This window comes from Sphingobium sp. HDIP04 (assembly GCF_000445085.1).
Lineage (GTDB): Bacteria > Pseudomonadota > Alphaproteobacteria > Sphingomonadales > Sphingomonadaceae > Sphingobium > Sphingobium indicum.
Genome location: NZ_ATDO01000076.1, coordinates 50,219 through 66,423, shown reverse-complemented (window position 1 = coordinate 66,423; position 16,205 = coordinate 50,219). Strand labels below are relative to the sequence as shown.

Annotated in this window: 15 protein-coding genes and 1 tRNA gene; 10 read left to right on the top strand and 6 right to left on the bottom strand. The window is 66.3% G+C overall.

Annotated features, from left to right (window positions below):
- Entirely contained in the window at nt 1-690 is a 690-nt protein-coding gene (gene pgl / locus L286_RS32700) for a 6-phosphogluconolactonase (protein WP_020819246.1), read from the top strand.
- 2 nt (nt 691-692) lie between these two features.
- On the opposite strand, the gene L286_RS32695 is transcribed toward pgl, so the two are convergent.
- Nucleotides 693-956 (bottom strand): hypothetical protein, encoded by a 264-nt coding sequence (locus tag L286_RS32695; RefSeq protein WP_020819247.1) that lies wholly within the window; start codon nt 954-956, stop codon nt 693-695.
- Nucleotides 957-1,010: 54 nt separating this feature from the next.
- Here L286_RS32695 and L286_RS32690 point away from each other — a divergent pair, with 54 nt between their 5' ends.
- Nucleotides 1,011-2,153, top strand: coding sequence for an aminotransferase class I/II-fold pyridoxal phosphate-dependent enzyme (locus tag L286_RS32690; protein ID WP_020819248.1), 1,143 nt, complete (start codon nt 1,011-1,013; stop codon nt 2,151-2,153).
- Nucleotides 2,154-2,239: 86 nt separating this feature from the next.
- Here the strand turns inward: L286_RS32690 and L286_RS32685 are convergent.
- Nucleotides 2,240-2,324: transfer RNA gene (locus tag L286_RS32685), tRNA-Leu, on the bottom strand.
- A gap of 184 nt (nt 2,325-2,508) precedes the next feature.
- Here L286_RS32685 and zwf point away from each other — a divergent pair.
- From zwf to L286_RS32660, 5 genes are all read left to right on the top strand, one after another.
- Nucleotides 2,509-3,969 carry a glucose-6-phosphate dehydrogenase gene (gene zwf, locus L286_RS32680; protein WP_020819249.1) on the top strand — a complete coding sequence of 487 codons (1,461 nt, stop codon included), beginning with the start codon at nt 2,509-2,511 and terminating at the stop codon, nt 3,967-3,969.
- Nucleotides 3,962-5,788, top strand: coding sequence for a phosphogluconate dehydratase (edd, locus tag L286_RS32675; protein ID WP_020819250.1), 1,827 nt, complete (start codon nt 3,962-3,964; stop codon nt 5,786-5,788). Before zwf ends, edd begins: the two co-directional genes overlap by 8 nt.
- Nucleotides 5,789-5,922: 134 nt before the next feature.
- The gene (glk, locus tag L286_RS32670) at nt 5,923-6,888 is read left to right on the top strand and encodes a glucokinase (protein WP_020819252.1); all 966 of its coding nucleotides are present in this window, start codon (nt 5,923-5,925) and stop codon (nt 6,886-6,888) included.
- Nucleotides 6,888-7,505 carry a bifunctional 4-hydroxy-2-oxoglutarate aldolase/2-dehydro-3-deoxy-phosphogluconate aldolase gene (eda, locus tag L286_RS32665; protein ID WP_021223296.1) on the top strand — a complete coding sequence of 206 codons (618 nt, stop codon included), beginning with the start codon at nt 6,888-6,890 and terminating at the stop codon, nt 7,503-7,505. The genes glk and eda overlap by 1 nt, the downstream gene beginning before the upstream one ends.
- 37 nt (nt 7,506-7,542) lie before the next feature.
- The gene (locus L286_RS32660; protein WP_020819254.1) at nt 7,543-8,055 is read left to right on the top strand and encodes a hypothetical protein; all 513 of its coding nucleotides are present in this window, start codon (nt 7,543-7,545) and stop codon (nt 8,053-8,055) included.
- Between the two features lie 108 nt (nt 8,056-8,163).
- Here L286_RS32660 and L286_RS32655 read toward each other — a convergent pair whose 3' ends face one another.
- The 3 genes from L286_RS32655 to L286_RS32645 are packed head-to-tail and all read right to left on the bottom strand — an operon-like array spanning nt 8,164 to nt 11,371.
- Nucleotides 8,164-8,745 carry a gamma carbonic anhydrase family protein gene (locus tag L286_RS32655; protein WP_007684954.1) on the bottom strand — a complete coding sequence of 194 codons (582 nt, stop codon included), beginning with the start codon at nt 8,743-8,745 and terminating at the stop codon, nt 8,164-8,166.
- Between the two features lies 1 nt (nt 8,746).
- Nucleotides 8,747-9,742 (bottom strand): porphobilinogen synthase, encoded by a 996-nt coding sequence (hemB, locus tag L286_RS32650; protein ID WP_020819255.1) that lies wholly within the window; start codon nt 9,740-9,742, stop codon nt 8,747-8,749.
- Between the two features lie 48 nt (nt 9,743-9,790).
- Nucleotides 9,791-11,371 (bottom strand): M28 family metallopeptidase, encoded by a 1,581-nt coding sequence (locus L286_RS32645; protein ID WP_020819256.1) that lies wholly within the window; start codon nt 11,369-11,371, stop codon nt 9,791-9,793.
- A gap of 98 nt (nt 11,372-11,469) precedes the next feature.
- On the opposite strand from L286_RS32645, the gene L286_RS32640 reads away from it, so the two are divergent.
- From L286_RS32640 to L286_RS32630, 3 genes are all read left to right on the top strand, one after another.
- Nucleotides 11,470-12,189: a GIN domain-containing protein gene (locus L286_RS32640; RefSeq protein WP_020819257.1), complete on the top strand. Its 720-nt coding sequence runs from the start codon at nt 11,470-11,472 to the stop codon at nt 12,187-12,189.
- Nucleotides 12,190-12,521: 332 nt separating this feature from the next.
- Nucleotides 12,522-13,790 (top strand): ammonium transporter, encoded by a 1,269-nt coding sequence (locus L286_RS32635; RefSeq protein WP_020819258.1) that lies wholly within the window; start codon nt 12,522-12,524, stop codon nt 13,788-13,790.
- Between the two features lie 2 nt (nt 13,791-13,792).
- A complete protein-coding gene (locus L286_RS32630) occupies nt 13,793-14,647 on the top strand; it encodes a glycosyltransferase (protein ID WP_020819259.1) in 855 nt (284 codons plus the stop codon).
- An 80-nt stretch (nt 14,648-14,727) separates the two neighbouring features.
- Here L286_RS32630 and L286_RS32625 read toward each other — a convergent pair whose 3' ends face one another.
- Nucleotides 14,728-16,059 (bottom strand): MFS transporter, encoded by a 1,332-nt coding sequence (locus tag L286_RS32625; RefSeq protein WP_025160503.1) that lies wholly within the window; start codon nt 16,057-16,059, stop codon nt 14,728-14,730.
- Between the last annotated feature and the right edge of the window lie 146 nt (nt 16,060-16,205).

The following is a 16,205-nucleotide window of genomic DNA, read 5'->3' as shown; positions in this document are numbered from 1 at the left end:
ATGCCGACCGAACATCTTTTCGTTGATGGGGCGCTGGCGGCGGCTGACATGGCGCGGCGGATCGCCATGATATTGGGCGACGCCATCGCGCAGCGGGGGGTGGCGGCCATCGCCCTGTCGGGCGGGCGGTCGCCGAGGCCGGTGCTGGAGGCCTTGTCGGGCGCGGCGCTGGATTGGGACAAGGTGATCGTGACGCTGGTCGATGAGCGTTGGGTCGCGCCGGACCATGCCGACAGCAATGAGCGGCTGGTGCGCGAGACCTTGTTGCAGGGGAAGGCGGCGGCGGCGCGGTTCGTGCCGATGAAGAATGGGGCGGCGGACGCCTATGCCGGGCAGGCCGAATGCGAGGCGGCCTTTGCCGCCCTGCCCTGGCCGCTGGACATCGTGCTGCTGGGCATGGGGGAGGATGGGCATACCGCTTCGCTGTTTCCGGGGGCTGCGGAACTGGCCGAGGGGCTTTCGACCGGGGCCTTGACGCTGGCGGTGACGCCGCCCGCCGCGCCGCACCAGCGCATGTCGATGAGCGCCGCGGCGATATTGGCGAGCCGTCATATATTTTTGCAGATCGGGGGGGCGGCGAAGAAGGCGGTTTATGACCGGGCTTTGGCGGGAGGACCGGTGGAGGAATTGCCGGTCCGGGTGGCGCTTTGCCAGCATGGGGTGTCGGTGGAGGTGTGGATTTCGGAATAGGTTCAGTCGCGCGGCTTGTGCTTTGAGAAGAGATAGCGCCAGACGCCGACCAGGTTGATGCCGAGCAGGGCTATATTCTGAAAGCCGATGCCTTCGCTGTCTTCGGACAGGAAACCCCAGGCGATCAGGGCTATCGAGGATGTCACGAACAGCACGAACGCCCAGCCGGTGATGCGGCGGCCCAGGTTCAGCGAGACGATGAGGGCGGCGACGGTCGCGGCGGCGGCGCCATAATATTGCAGGGCGTCGAGGATGGTTTCGTTCACCCACGTCCAACGCGGGAATTGTGACAAGGTTGCGGGGCGGGTAAGAGGCGGCGCATGGTTGCCAATATCGATCCTTTTTACGCCATCGCCATCAGCCGGGAAGCCCACAGGCTGGAGGCGGGGGGGCGGTCCATCCTGCATATGGAGTTCGGCCAGCCTTCGACCGGGGCGCCGTCCGCCGCGATTGCGGAGGCGCATGCGGTGCTGGACCGCGATCCGATGGGCTATTGGGAAAGCCCGGCGCTCAAGGAGCGGATCGCGCTGCATTATCGGGAACGCTATGGCGTGGCCGTGGAGGCGGAGCAGATATTGCTGACCTGCGGGGCTTCGCCGGGGCTGGTGCTGGCGCTGAGCAGCCTGTTCGCGCCGGGAGCGAGGGTGGCGACGGCGCGGCCGGGCTATGTCGCCTATCGGAACACGTTGAAGGCGCTCTATCTGGAGCCGGTGGAGGTCGATTGCGGGCCTGCCGAGCGCTACCAGATCGGCGCGGCGGCGCTGGAGGCGCTGGACCCGGCGCCCGATGGCGCGATCATCGCCAGCCCCGCCAATCCCACGGGAACCATCATTCCCGCAGAGGAAATGGCGCATATCGCGCAGCTTTGCCGGACGCGAAATATTCGGATCGTGTCGGACGAGATCTATCACGGGCTGAGCTATGGCGAGCCGGCGCGGTCGATGCTGGAATTCGCGCCGGACGCCGTCGTCGTGAACAGCTTTTCCAAATATTTTTCCATGGCCGGCTGGCGGCTGGGCTGGGTGGTCTTTCCGCCCGACCTGATCGAAACGGCGCGGGCGCGCATGGGCAACCTGTTCCTGACGCCGCCTTCCCTGGCGCAGCATGCGGGGTTGAAGGCGTTCGACTGCATCGATGAGCTGGAGGGGCATGTCGCCACCTACCGGCGCAACCGGGAACTGCTGCTGGCCGCCCTGCCCGCCTTGAGACTGAAGGAGATCGCGCCGCCCGACGGCGCCTTCTACATCTATGCGGATGTCGGCCATCTGACCGATGACAGCCTGGCCTTTTGCCGCAAACTGCTGCGCGAAACCGGCGTGGCCACGGCGCCGGGGATCGATTTCGATCCGGTCGACGGGCACCGGCACATCCGTTTCAGCTTCGCGGTCTCCACCGATCGGGTGGAGGATGCCATCGCCCGGATGATCCCTTGGTTCGGACAGCAGGGCGCGGCAAGCGATTGACCGGCACGATCAAGGCAGAAATCGGTCAAGCGGAAGGATGGAAAGCCGCATCAGGCAGGCCTTTCGATGCGGATGATCGAAAAGGATGGTGCGGGCGGTCGGAATCGAACCGACACTCCTTTCGGAACCGGATTTTGAGTCCGGCGCGTCTACCAGTTTCACCACGCCCGCATGTCATGGCCGTGCGCCAAATGGCAAAATCGGCGGCCAGCGTCCAGCCAAAAATCAACGCTTCCGCCCTCTCGCGGTTGCGAGATGAATGTCGCGGCGATAGCCTGCTTGCGTAACGAGGGCCGCAGGCTATAAGGGCGGCTTCGTGCAGACCTGAAAACACCAAACGGAAAAGGGGTATCCTTTGACCGAACCGTCTGCCACGTTCCTGTTGTTCGGCGCCACCGGCGACCTGGCGCACAGGATGATCTTTCCTTCGCTCTACAATCTGCTGGCCGACGGGCTGTTGCCGGACGATTTCCTGATCATCGCGTCGGGGCGGTCGGAATTCACCGACCAAGAGTTTCGCAGCGACATCGACAAGGCGCTGCGGAAATTCCTAGCCGCCGACCGCTATGACGCGGAGATTGCGGAGCGGCTGCGCGCCATCATCGTCTATCAGCCGGTGGAGGCGGGCAATGCCGCGCAGTTCAAGGCGCTGGGCGAGCGGCTGGACGGGCGGCTGGACAAGGGCGTGTCCGTCTATCTGTCGACGCCCCCTTCCCTCTTCGCGCCGACCGCGCAGGGGCTGGCCGAGGCGGGGCTGATCACGCCGAAGACGCGAATCGCGATGGAAAAGCCCATCGGCAAGGATCTGGCCTCCTCCAAAGAAGTGAATGACGGCATCGGCGCCTTGTTCGCGGAGGAGCAGATTTTCCGCGTCGACCATTATCTGGGGAAGGAAACGGTCCAGAACCTGCTGGCGCTGCGTTTCGGCAATGTGATGTTCGAGCCGCTGTGGAACGCCACCGCCATCGACCATGTGCAGATCACCGTGGGCGAGACGGTGGGGCTGGAGGGCCGGGTTTCCTATTATGACGGGGTCGGCGCGCTGCGCGACATGGTGCAGAACCATGTGCTGCAAATATTGTCGATCATCGCCATGGAACCGCCCGCCCGCATGGACCCGACGTCCGTGCGCGACGAGAAGGTGAAGGCGTTGCGTTCGCTGCGGCCGATGACCGCCGAAACGGTCAAGACGCATAGCGTGCGCGGGCAATATACGCCCGGCGCGGTCGGCGGGCAGATCGTCACCGGCTATGCCGACGAACTGGGCAAGCCGTCAGAAACCGAGACCTTCGTGGCGTTGAAGGCCCATATCGACAATTGGCGGTGGCAGGGCGTGCCCTTCTACCTGCGGACCGGCAAGCGGCTGCCCGCCCGCCAGTCGGAGATATTGATCCAGTTCAAGCCGGTGCGCCATTCCATTTTCGGCCGGAACGGCGGGTCGGGGCTGGAGCCGAACACCCTGATCATCCGCTTGCAGCCGGAGGAATATATCCGCCTGCTGATCATGAGCAAAAGGCCGGGGCTGGAGCGCGAGGTGCATCTGGAGGAAGTGACGCTGGACGTGTCGCTGACCGCCGCCTTCGCCGGGCAGCGCCGCCGCATCGCCTATGAACGGCTGATCCTGGACCTGCTGGCGGGCGACGCCACCCTGTTCGTGCGGCGGGACGAGGTGGAGGCGCAATGGACCTGGATCGATTCGATCATCGACGGGTGGAAGGAGGCGGGCGTGAAGCCTTCGCCCTATTCTTCGGGGAACTGGGGGCCGTCCTCAGCCATTGCCCTGATCGAAAGAGACGGAGCAAGCTGGAATGACTGATCTTCATCCGGTGATCGCCAGGGTCACCGAACGCATCGCGAAGCGCAGCGCCGCTTCGCGCCTGAAATATCTGAGCCTGATCGAGCGCGGGCGGGATGCGGGCACCAACCGCGACCAGCTTTCCTGCGGGAACCTGGCGCACGGCTTTGCCGCGAGCGGCGAAGACAAGGCTGTCATCCGCGCCGGGGCGGCGATGAATTTCGGCATCGTCACCGCCTATAACGACATGCTGTCGGCGCATCAGCCCTATGGCCGCTATCCGGAGCAGATCAAGCTGGCGGCGCGGGAGGTCGGCTGCACCGCGCAGGTGGCGGGCGGCGTTCCGGCCATGTGCGACGGCGTGACCCAGGGGCAGGCGGGGATGGACCTGTCGCTCTTTTCCCGCGACACGATTGCGCTGGGGACGGCCATCGCCCTGTCCCATGCGATGTTCGAGGGCGCGCTGCTGCTGGGCATTTGCGACAAGATCGTGCCGGGATTGCTGATCGGGGCGCTGCGGTTCGGGCATCTGCCGACCATATTGATCCCCGCCGGGCCGATGCCTTCGGGGCTGGCGAACAAGGAAAAGGTCCGCATCCGGCAGCTTTATGCCGAGGGCAAGGTGGGCCGGGAGGAATTGCTGGAGTCCGAAAGCGCCAGCTATCATGGCGCGGGCACCTGCACCTTCTACGGCACGGCGAACAGCAACCAGATGATGATGGAGATGATGGGGCTGCACATGCCCGCCGCCTCCTTCGTGCATCCGGGCACGAAGCTGCGGCAGGAATTGACGCGGGCGGCGGTGCATCAATTGTCGCGCATCGGGTGGAACGGCGACGACTATCGGCCGCTGGGCCATTGCGTCGACGAGAAGGCCATCGTCAACGCGATCATCGGCCTGATGGCGACCGGCGGGTCGACCAACCATGCGATCCACCTGCCCGCCATTGCGCGGGCGGCGGGGATCGTCATCGACTGGACCGATTTCGCGGAGATTTCCGATGTCGTGCCGTTGCTGGCGCGGGTTTACCCGAACGGATCGGGCGACGTGAACAATTTCCATGCGGCGGGCGGGATTTCCTATGTGATCCGGGAGTTGCTGGGCAACGGGTTGTTGCATGGCGACATTCCGACCGTCGCCCGCCGGGGGCTGGCCGATTATGGGCAGGAACCGGTGCTGGAGAATGAGGCGCTGACGTGGAAGGAGGTACCGGAATCGCGGGATGAGAGCATCCTGCGGCCCGTGGCCCGTCCGTTCAGCCCGGATGGCGGCATGAAGCTGCTGTCCGGCAATCTGGGCCGCTGCGTCATGAAGGTGAGCGCGGTCGACAGGGAGCGCTGGACCATCGAGGCTCCGGCGGCGGTGTTCCACGATCAGGACGATGTGCTGCGGGCGTTCAAGGCGGGCGAACTGGAGCGCGATGTCGTGGTGGTGGTGCGCTTCCAGGGGCCGAGGGCGAACGGGATGCCCGAACTGCACAAGCTGACCCCGGCGCTGGGCGTGTTGCAGGATCGCGGGTTCCGCGTGGCGCTGGTGACGGACGGGCGCATGTCGGGGGCTTCGGGCAAGGTGCCGGCGGCGATCCATTTGTCGCCTGAGGCTTTGGGCGGCGGTCCGATCGGCAGGCTGCGCGACGGCGATGTGGTGCGGGTCTGCGCGGAGACGGGCGAGATCGCGGCGCTGGTGGACGCGGCGGAGTGGGAGGCGCGGGATGTTCCGGCGGCTCCCCCTGCCCCCTATGATACGGGGCGCGAACTGTTCGCGCTGTTCCGGCATCATAGCGATCTGGCGGAGAGCGGCGCCTCGCCCATTCTGGCGGCGATGGAAAGCGAACTGTGAGGGGTTGCGCCTGAACGAACCTGTCATTCCCGCGAAGGCGGGAATCCATCTCCAAACCTGGCGGTTGGTGCGATGGCAGGAGATGGATTCCCGCCTTCGCGGGAATGACGACTGATATATTCAAGGCACGAAATATGACCGAGATCATCGCCGCCGACATCGGCGGCACCAATGCCCGTTTCGCCCGCGCCAAACTGGACGCGCGCAATGTTCCGACTTTGGGCAAGGTGCGCAAATACAAGGTCGCGGATTATCCCAGCCTTCAGGCCTGCTGGGCCGCATTCGTGGAGGATGAGGGAGGCAAGCTGCCCAATGCAGCCTCCATCGCCTTCGCCACCGCCATCGGGCGGGAGGTGATCAAGCTGACCAACAGCGCCTGGGTGATCCGGCCCGATGCGCTGGACGAGGAACTGGGGCTGAAGCATCTGCGGCTGGTCAATGATTTCGAGGCGGTGGCCCATGCCGTGGCGCGCCTGCCCAAGGAAAATCTGCCGCTGCTGTTCGGGGAGGACAGGCCCTTTCCGCGGGACGGCGGGGTGACGATATTGGGGCCGGGCACCGGGCTGGGCGTGGCGATGATCGCGTTCGACGATGGCGAGCCGCATGTCATCGCGACCGAGGGCGGGCATCTGGACTTCGCGCCGCTCGATCCGCTGGAGGAGAAGATACTCGCCTATCTGCGCGACAAGTTCCTGCGCGTGTCGACGGAGCGGATCGTGTCGGGGCCGGGCCTCAACAATATCTACAAGGCGATGGCGACCATCGGCCATGATCGGGTCGTGCTGATGGAGGATGCCGAATTGTGGCAGGCGGCCATCGACGGCACGGACGAATTCGCGCGGGCGGCGTTCGAGCGATTCTGCCTGTCCTATGGGTCGGTCGCGGGCGATCTGGCGCTGGCGCAGGGACCGCACACGGTGGTGCTGGCGGGCGGGCTGACGCAGCGGATGCGGGCCTTGCTGCCGCAGAGCGGGTTCCACCAGCGCTTCACCGCCAAGGGGCGGTTCGAGAGCCTGATGAAGGCGGTGCCGATCCGGCTCGCTTTGCATGACGAAATCGGGCTGTACGGCGCGGCCGCCGCCTTTCGGGAGAAGAGATGATGTCGCTGAGCGTAGAAGGGGTGATGCAACTGGCGCCGGTGATCCCGGTGCTGGTGGTCGACCGGGTCGAGGATGCGCTGCCGATTGCGCGGGCGCTGGTGAAGGGCGGCCTGCCCGCGCTGGAGGTGACGTTGCGGACGCCCGCTGCGCTGGACGCGATCCGGGAGATGGCGCAGGTCGAGGGTGCGGTGGTCGGCGCGGGGACGGTGCTGAATCCCGCGCAACTGGATGCGGCGGTGGCGGCCGGGGCGCGCTTTATCGTCAGCCCCGGCCTGACCGAACCGCTGGGCAAGGCGGCGATTGCGGCGGGCATTCCCTTCCTGCCCGGCACGGCGACGGCGGGCGACATCATGCGCGGGCTGGACATGGGGCTGTCGCATTTCAAATTCTTCCCGGCGGAGACTTCGGGCGGGCTGCGTGCGTTGAAGGCTCTGGCCGCGCCGTTGCAGGAGGCGCGATTCTGTCCGACCGGGGGGATCACGGCGGAAAGCGCGTCCAAATGGCTGGCGGAACCCTTCGTCAAATGCGTGGGCGGCAGTTGGGTGGTGCCCAAGGGGCCGGTCGACGCGGCGAAGATCGAGGCGCTGGCGCGGGAGGCGGCGGCGTTGCCGCGCTGATCTTGCGTCCGGGCGCGCTCCATCCTAGATGCGGGCGATGATCCCGCGTCGGCTGCTTCCCTCCCTGATCCTGTTCCTGTCCGGTTGCGCCAGCACCTTTCAGGGCTATCCGTCGCTCGCCAAGCGGGCGATAGAGGATGCGCCCATCGCCGAGGCGGCGCCCGCCCCCTCCCCAGTCGCGCCTGAGCCGGAGCTGGTTCGCGATGTGGACCGGCTGAAGGCGCAGGCCGAGGCGGGCGGAGCGGCCTTCGACCAGGCCTGGCCTGCGGCGGATACGGCCACGCGGGCGGCGACGGGGTCGGCGGTTTCCAGTGAGGCCTGGGTGGCGGCGCAGACGGCTTTGAGCGCGCTGGAAACGGCGCGGAACGGCAGCGTGTCGGCCTTGGCCAGTCTGGACGTGCTCTATGTGGAGCGCAGCAATGCGGTGGCCGAAGGGAAGGTCAGCGGCGGGATCGACGCCATCGACGCGGCGCGGGGGGCTGCGCTGGCGATTGTCGATGGGCAGAATGACCGGCTGGATGCGCTCAAGGGGCGGTTGGCGCAGCCTTAGGCTATAGAACTTACGCGACGTGCTCCTGCGAAGGCAGGAGCCCAGTCCCACCCTCCGAACTGGGCTCCTGCCTTCGCAGGAGCACGCCGGTTTAATTCGGAAAAGTTCTCAATCCGACGACGCCGCCTTCACCGCGCCCTTATGGGCCTTTCCATTGTGCACATAATGGTCGACGCCTTCGCGCATGTCGATCAGCGCTTCGTCGGACAGGTCGCGCATATATTTGGCGGGGCGGCCCGCCCATAGCTGGCGGTGCAGCACCGTCTTGCCCGGCGAGAGCAGCGCGCCCGCAGCCAGCATGGCGTCGCTTTCCACCGTGCAGCCGCTCATGACGATGGCGCCCAGGCCGACGAAGGCGCGGTCCTTCAGCACGCAGCCATGGACCATCGCCATATGGCCGATCAGCACATCCTCGCCGATGATCGTGGGCCAGCCTTCGGATGGGCGGCCGTCTATATGGTCGCCGGGGCTGTCGCAATGGACCACCGTGCCGTCCTGGATATTGGTGCGCGCGCCGATATGGATGAAGTTCACGTCGGCGCGGATCACGCAATTATACCAGATGCTGACGTCGGGGCCGATCTCCACGTCGCCGATGATCCGGCAGCCGGGGGCGATGAAGGCGCTGGGGTGGATCTTCGGGGTCTTGCCGTTGAAGGGAATGATGGAGACGTCGGGATAGTCGGTCATTTCAGGCTCCGAGCAATCGGGCAGCGTGGAGGGCGTGGTAAGTGAGGACGCCTGAGCAGCCCGCCCGCTTGAACGCCAGCAGCGTTTCCAGCACCAGCGCGTCGCGGTCCCCCGCGCCCACGGCTGCGGCGGCCTCCAGCATCGCATATTCGCCCGACACCTGATAGGCGAAGACCGGCACTTCGAACCGGTCCTTCACCCGCGCGATGATGTCCAGATAGGGCAGGCCCGGCTTCACCATCACGCTGTCCGCGCCCTCGGCGATGTCGAGGGCGACCTCGCGTAGTGCTTCCTGGCTGTTGGCGGGGTCCATCTGATAGCTTTTCTTGTTGCCCTTCAGCAGGCCGCCGGAGCCGACCGCGTCGCGGAACGGGCCGTAGAAGGCGCTGGCATATTTGGCGGCATAGGCCATGATCTGGACATTGGCGTGGCCTTCCTCCTCCAGCGCCTCGCGGATGGCGCCGACGCGGCCGTCCATCATGTCGCTGGGGGCGATGATGTCCGCGCCCGCCGCCGCCTGGTTGAGCGACTGGCCGATGAGGACGTCTATGGTGGCGTCGTTGACGACATAGCCGGTCTCGTCCAGCAGACCGTCCTGGCCGTGGGCGGTATAGGGGTCGAGCGCCACGTCGGTCAGGACGCCGATGTCGGGCACCGCGTCCTTGATGGCGCGGATGGCGCGGCACATGAGATTGTCGGGATTGAGCGCCTCCGCCCCATCGTCGCTGCGGCGGTCGGGCTGGGTGTTGGGGAAGAGGGCGAGGCAGGGAATGCCCGCCGCCTGCGCCTCCCTGGCGCGCTCGACGATCAGGTCGACCGACCAGCGGGAGACGCCGGGGAGCGACTTGATGGGTTCCTCCACCTGTCCCCCTTCGGTGACGAACAGCGGCCAGATGAAGTCGCTGGGGGTCAGGCGGTTTTCGGCGTGCATCGCCCGGCTCCAGGCCGAGGCGCGGGTGCGGCGCAGGCGAAGCGCCGGATAGGAGGCTTGGGTCATGGCCGGGGGTTTAGGCCCCTGCCCCGGCCGGATCAAGCAGCACGAAGGCTATTTGGCGAAGCGGCGGAAGAAGCTGTCCTCATTCCATTGCGGGCGGCCGGGGGCGTTTGCTACGCGCAGGGTCACGGCGGCGACATAGTCGTTCAGCTTCACCGATTCGGCCGGCATCACCGGCTGGTTCGCGTCGTCCTTGGGCGAATGGTAGATGTTGGCGCGCCACGCCCTTTCCACCGTCGCCTCCGGCGTGCCCGCCTTGAAGCCATATTTGAAGAACAGCGCGGGAATGCCCGCCCGGATGAAGCTGTACTGGTCGGACCGGATGAAGACATTGCGGTCCGGAAAGGGATCGGGCGTGATGGGCAGGTTCATGGCCGCGCTGACCGCTTCGGCATCCTTGCCCAGGCTGCTCTGGTCGTAACCCACGGGCGTCACGCTGGTCAGCGGGAATATCGGCAGCGCCATGTCGAAATTGAGGTCGGCCACCATCGCCTTCTGCGGCACGGTCGGCCTCCGCGCGAAATAGCTGGAGCCGAGCAGACCCTTCTCCTCCGCCGTGACGATGGCGAAGAGGATCGATCGCCTGGGCTTCACCTTGCACTCGCGCAGGGTCCGGGCGATTTCCAGCAGGCTGGCCACGCCCGACGCATTGTCGAGAGCGCCGTTGTAGATCGCATCCCCGTTGATCGGCGTGCCCATCCCATATCCGTCCAGATGCGCGGAGAGGACGACATATTCCTTGCCGAGCAGCGGGTCCGTGCCCGGCATCACCGCGATGATGTTGGGCGAATTCAGATCGGCGCGCCTCGCCGCCACCTTCGCGTTCAGTCGCTGGGCCAACGGGAAGGACGGCACCGGGCCGGAACTGTCGGCGGCGGCGGCGACCTGCGCGAAATCATGGCCTGACCCGGCAAAGAGCAGAGCGGATTTGGCCGGGTCGAACTGGGCGGAGAGGAAAGGCGTCAGCGTCTCCCGCAGGGTTGCGTCGCGAAAGTACAGCGCCGGCTGGCTGGCCAGCGCCATGCGCCGGTCCCAGGGAATTTCCACCTGCTTGGGCGTCACGAGCTGGATCAGCCCCAAAGCCCCCTGCCTTGCCAGCCACGCCGCCCGTTCCGAACGGGCATGGGACTTGAGGGCGCCGGAGATGGTCGCGGGACCGCCCGAAACCACCACCACGATCTTGCCCTTGAGGTCGAGGCCGGCGAAATCGTCATGCCCCACCTCCGGCAGGTGCAGGCCGTAACCGGCGAAGACCAAAGGCGCGCTTACATTTTCAGGGGCCGGGCCGCCTCCCCCGGAAAAGATGATGTCGGCGGGCGCCGCCAGCGCGGTATCGCCGCCCGGCCCCGTCAGCGAAGCGCTGCTCTCCTGCGAAAGGATCACCTGCTCGGTAAAGGCGACGGGCTGTTTATAGCCGTCGATCCCGGCCGGTTTCAGCCCGAGCGCCCGAAGCTGCCCGATCACATAATCGGCCGCCCTCTCATGGCCGGGCTTGCCCGTCCCGCGCCCTTCATAGCCATCGTCGGCAAGGGTGCGGACATGTTTCCACCAGGCTTCGCCCCGATCTTCGGGCGCGGCGGGGGCCGTGGTGCTGATCAAGCCCAGGAGAAGTCCGGAAATCCATTTGCGCATCCGCCGCATGTCCCTTTTGAAAACCTGACGATCTTGCCTGATCCGGTGCGACGAACAAGGGGCTTGGAACCGCTACGGCCCATCCCTATCAGATCGACATGGCCTGGGAGATTTTCATGCCGCTGCCCCGCTCGTTCGCCCTGCTGAGCGTCATGATGCTGTCTGCCGTCCCAGCGGCGGCGGCCACGCGCGGATTCACCATCACCGGCTTCGACGCCATCCGCGTGGATGCGCCGGTGGAGGTCGTCATCACCACAGGCGCGGGCGCTTCAGCGCGGGCGGAAGGCGATCAGGCGATGCTGGACCGGCTGAAGGTGGACGTATCCGGCCGCCTGCTCGCGGTGACGTTGGAGCGGGCGCGATCGGGCGAGAAGTCGGGCGGGCGCGCGGTGCTGCGGCTGTCGACCGGCGACCTCAACCGCGTGGTGCTGACCGGCGGCGGATCGGTGTCGGTCAGCCGGATGAAGGGCCTGCGCGGCGAGGTCGTGCTGGGCGGCAATGGCGATGTCAGCGTGGCGGCGGTGGATCTGGACCAGCTCAGCCTGGGGGTGGCCGGAGCCGGCCGGGCGAACCTGTCCGGCCGGGCAGGCGTGGCGGCGATCCGCGTCACCGGCCCCGGAGCGGTGATGGCGGAAGGCCTGCGGGTGCGGCAAGCCACGGTGGCGAATGATGGCCCGGGAAATGTGGCGGTGACGGCGGAGGTCTCGGCCAGGGTTTCGGCATCCGGATCGGGCGATGTGACGGTGGCGGGGAAAGCCGCCTGCAGCGTCGATAATCGCGGGACGGGGCGGATCAGTTGCGGCGGGGAAGCCTATTAGGCGGCGCGGAAAATTCGGAATGCGGGAAAGGCCAGTTGCGGACGTTCTGCTCCCCTCCCGTAAACGGGAGGGGCTGGGGATGGGCGCGAGCGTAGCGAGCTTCCAACTTGGCCGCTGCAACACAACCCTGATGTCGCGCCAGACCACCCCCTGCCCCCTTCAAACGAGTCACGTGCCTCGTTTGAACGCCTGCGGGAGGGGGAATGATGGGAAACCGCTCAAATCACCACGCTGCCGTGGACCTCGCCGTCTGGCGGCAAACGATCAGGGTTAGGCAAGTCTTTACCTCGCCTGCGTTACGACGGCCCGGATATGGATTGCCGGATCACCTGATGCATCGCCTCCTTGCCATTCTCCTTCTCCTGCTGTCGGTAACGCCGCAGCCCGCCATGGCGCAGGTGGCGGTAGCGGACAGCGGCGACACGGCATGGATGATGCTGTGCGGCCTGCTGGTGCTGCTGGCGGCGCTGCCGGGACTCGCCTTGCGCCATGCGGGCCTCGTCCATGTGCGCAGCGCGCTGTCGATCGGCGTGCAGGGGGTGGCGGTGGCTGCAGGGGTTTCGCTGCTCTGGGGGCTTGTCGGCTATAGCCTCGCCTATGCGCCGGGAAGCGGGTGGCTGGGCGGCCGGGCGCATCTGTTGCTGGCCGATCTGGGCGCGCTGCGCGATGGGCTGACCGTGCCGGAATCGGCCTTCGTGCTGTTCCAGATGGCGCTGGCGATGCTTGCCGCCGGCCTGTTGCCGGGCGCGGTCGCGGAACGGGTGCGCCTGGGGTGGATGGCGGCCTTTGCCCTGCTGTGGCTGCTGCTGGTCTATGCGCCGGTGGTGCATTGGGTCTGGGGCGGCGGGTGGCTCGCCACCATGGGCGTCATGGATTTCGCGGGGGCGCTGGTCGTTCATCTGAGCGCCGGCTTTTCCGCGCTCGCGCTGGTGCTGGTGGTTGGCAGGCGGCGCGCCGCCTCTGCCGGACATGCGCCTGTGCTGGGCATTGCGGGCGGACTTCTGCTGTGGATCGGCTGGGCCGGCATATTGGGCGGATGGTCCTTCGGCGCGACGGACAACGCCGCGACCGCCATTCTGAACGGCCATTTCGCCGCCTGCGCGGGCCTGTTCGGATGGATGCTGGTGGAGAGGATCGACAAGGGGCATGTCACCGCCAATGGCCTGGTTTCGGGCGCGCTCGCCGGGCTGGTGGCGATCTCCGCCTCCGGCGCGCTGGTGGGACCGGGCGGGGCGATGGCCATCGGGCTGGTCGCGGCCATGGCCTGCCGACTGGCGAAGGGATTATTGGGCGACCGTATCGACGACGCGGCGGATATTTTCGTGATCCACGGACTGGGCGGGCTGACGGGCGCGCTGATGCTGCTCCCCTTCGTGCTGCCGGCGCTGGGCGGAGTCGGCTTCGCGGCGGGAATCAGCCTTGCCGGCGCCTTCATCGCGCAGTGCATCGGCATCGCGGCGGTGGCGATCTGGGCGATGGCGGGAACGGCCATCATCGCGCTGATGCTGTCGGTCGTGACGCCCGCGCGGATCGGCGCGCGGGAAGAAGCCGAGGGGCTGGACCTCGCCCGCCATGGACAGCAGGGCTGGGATTTCCGCTAGGCATGGGCGTCGCGGTCGGCATATTCGCGCATCAGGAGGAACGGCGGATCGGCCCTTGCCTGGCGTCGCTGCCGCTCGACCGCGCGGACAGCGTCTTCCATGTGCTGGTCAACGGATCGACCGACGCCACGGCAGATCGCGCGCGGAATGCGGCCGGCGGGCGGGCGAATGTCATGGTTCACGATCTCGCCGCCGGGGGCAAGGCGCGGACCTGGAACCATTTTGTCCACCACCTGCTGACCGGCGGAGAAGATGCCGTCATCTTCATGGACGGCGATGCGGAAATCCTGCCCGGATCGATCGACGCCCTGGTATCGGATCTCGCCGCGCAGCCAGGCGCCAATGCAGCGGCGGGGATGCCGGCAAATGGGCGATCCGCGGCAGCCTATCGCCGCAGCCTGCGCGAGGAACGGGGATTGTTCGGCGATCTCTACGCGCTGTCGGGGCGCTTCGTCGCGGCGATCCGGATGAAGGGCCTGCGGCTGCCCGAAGACCTGATCGGAGACGACGGGCTGGTCGCGGCATGGGCGCATACCGATCTGGGACGCGACGTCGACTGGCGGGGGGAGCGCATCCTGGCCTGCGAGGAAGCCGGCTTTCGCTGCGAGGCGGTCAGCCTGTTGCGGCCCTCGACCCTGCGCATGCAATATCGGCGGATGATCAACTATTCGGTTCGCTTTTATCAGAACCGGATCATTTCGGAGATCATGGGCCGGGAGGGCGTGGGCGGGCTGCCGGCGCGGATGGATGCGCTTTATGGAGATTGGCTGCCGCGCTTCGCGCCGCGAGCGCTGCCCGCGGGATGGTTCGACCGGAAAGCGCTGGCGCGGATGCGGGCTTCCGCGCAGGGGGATTAGAGCTTGATGTAGCGTGGGGAAAAAGGCCCAAGAAGAAATCTCTCTCCGGTCCTCTTTCGAAGATGACGGCGGATGACGCCTTATCTATCCCGCGCCGCCAGTTCCTTGTTGATGTAGAGCGCCACCATCGTCGCCACCGCGCCCGACAACAGGTAGATGCCAGAGGCGGCCAACCCGAATTTCACGGACAGCAGCAAGGCCACCAGCGGTGCGAAACCCGCGCCGACCAACCAGGCCAGGTCGGACGTCAGCGCCGATCCGGTATAGCGCGTTTCCGTCGCGAAATTGGACGCGACCACGCCGGACGACTGGCCGAAAGCCAGCCCCAGCAGCATGAAGCCCAGGATCATGAAGGCCACCTCGCCCAGGTCGCCGCCGTTCAGCAGCAGCGGCGCCATGACGCTGAATATCGCTATGCCTAGCGCCGACCATGCCAGCAGCGAACGACGACCGATCTGGTCCGCGATGAAGCCCGAAACGACGATCGCCAGCAGGCCGACCGACGCGCCGATCATCTCGATGATCAGGAAGCGCTCCAGCGGCTGGTTGGTGAAGAGCGCCACCCAGCTCAGCGGGAACACCGTCACCATGTGGAACAGCGCGAAGCTGGCCAGCGGGGCGAAGGCGCCGATGATAATGTTGCGCCCCTCCGCCCTGACGGTGGGCAGCACTTCGGAGGGTTGCAGGTCTTTCTGCTCGAACAGCCGCTCGAACTCATGCGTCACCACGATGCGCAGCCGGGCGAACAGCGCCACCACGTTGATCGCGAAGGCCACGAAGAAGGGGTAGCGCCAGCCCCAGTCGAGGAAATCCGCCCGCGACAGCGTCATCAGGAAGAAGGCGAACAGCCCGCTCGCCACCAGCAGGGCCAACGGCGCGCCGAGTTGCGGCACCATGGCGTACCAGCCGCGCTGATGCCGCGGCGCGTTGAGCGACAGCAGCGACGCCAGCCCGTCCCAGGTGCCGCCCAGCGCGACGCCCTGCGCGGCGCGCAAGATGATCAGGACTAACGCAGCATAATGGCCAATCGTGGCATAACCGGGCATGAAAGCGATGGACGCGGTCGAACCGCCGAGCAGGAACAAGGCGACCGTCAGCTTCGTTCCGCGCCCGAAGTGGCGGTCGATCGCCATGAAGATCAACGAACCGATCGGCCGCGTAATGAAGGCGACAGCGAAGATCGCGAAGGAATAGAGCGTGCCCGTCAGCGCATCCACATAGGGGAACACCAAGCTCGGAAACACGATGACAGAGGCGATGGCGTAAACGAAGAAATCGAAGAATTCGGAGGTGCGACCAATGATCACGCCAATGGAAATATCACCCGGCGCGATCTTGTGGTCCCGCGCATTGATCAGGCGCGCATCATCCTCCAGCGAGCGGGAGGTGAAGGTCATGGCCGGTGAACTCATAGGCATCCGCTCCTTGGGCAAGCCTCCTCAAACGTCTTCTGTTCCGCCGGCGGCCATGGACAGGCAACATAGCAGAAAACCCGCAGAGTCTAAGCGGTATCCCGCAATTCATGCATTTTTTGCACCTGCGTACAATAGGACAAACT

What these genes read in the sequence shown, in the direction of transcription:
- pgl (WP_020819246.1), top strand. Translation starts at nt 1, where the DNA reads ATGCCGACCGAACATCTTTTCGTTGATGGGGCGCTGGCGGCGGCTGAC.
- L286_RS32690 (WP_020819248.1), top strand. Translation starts at nt 1,011, where the DNA reads ATGGTTGCCAATATCGATCCTTTTTACGCCATCGCCATCAGCCGGGAA.
- edd (WP_020819250.1), top strand. Translation starts at nt 3,962, where the DNA reads ATGACTGATCTTCATCCGGTGATCGCCAGGGTCACCGAACGCATCGCG.
- glk (WP_020819252.1), top strand. Translation starts at nt 5,923, where the DNA reads ATGACCGAGATCATCGCCGCCGACATCGGCGGCACCAATGCCCGTTTC.
- eda (WP_021223296.1), top strand. Translation starts at nt 6,888, where the DNA reads ATGTCGCTGAGCGTAGAAGGGGTGATGCAACTGGCGCCGGTGATCCCG.
- L286_RS32660 (WP_020819254.1), top strand. Translation starts at nt 7,543, where the DNA reads ATGATCCCGCGTCGGCTGCTTCCCTCCCTGATCCTGTTCCTGTCCGGT.
- L286_RS32655 (WP_007684954.1), bottom strand. Translation starts at nt 8,745, where the DNA reads ATGACCGACTATCCCGACGTCTCCATCATTCCCTTCAACGGCAAGACC.
- hemB (WP_020819255.1), bottom strand. Translation starts at nt 9,742, where the DNA reads ATGACCCAAGCCTCCTATCCGGCGCTTCGCCTGCGCCGCACCCGCGCC.
- L286_RS32645 (WP_020819256.1), bottom strand. Translation starts at nt 11,371, where the DNA reads ATGCGCAAATGGATTTCCGGACTTCTCCTGGGCTTGATCAGCACCACG.
- L286_RS32640 (WP_020819257.1), top strand. Translation starts at nt 11,470, where the DNA reads ATGGCCTGGGAGATTTTCATGCCGCTGCCCCGCTCGTTCGCCCTGCTG.
- L286_RS32635 (WP_020819258.1), top strand. Translation starts at nt 12,522, where the DNA reads ATGCATCGCCTCCTTGCCATTCTCCTTCTCCTGCTGTCGGTAACGCCG.
- L286_RS32630 (WP_020819259.1), top strand. Translation starts at nt 13,793, where the DNA reads ATGGGCGTCGCGGTCGGCATATTCGCGCATCAGGAGGAACGGCGGATC.
- L286_RS32625 (WP_025160503.1), bottom strand. Translation starts at nt 16,059, where the DNA reads ATGAGTTCACCGGCCATGACCTTCACCTCCCGCTCGCTGGAGGATGAT.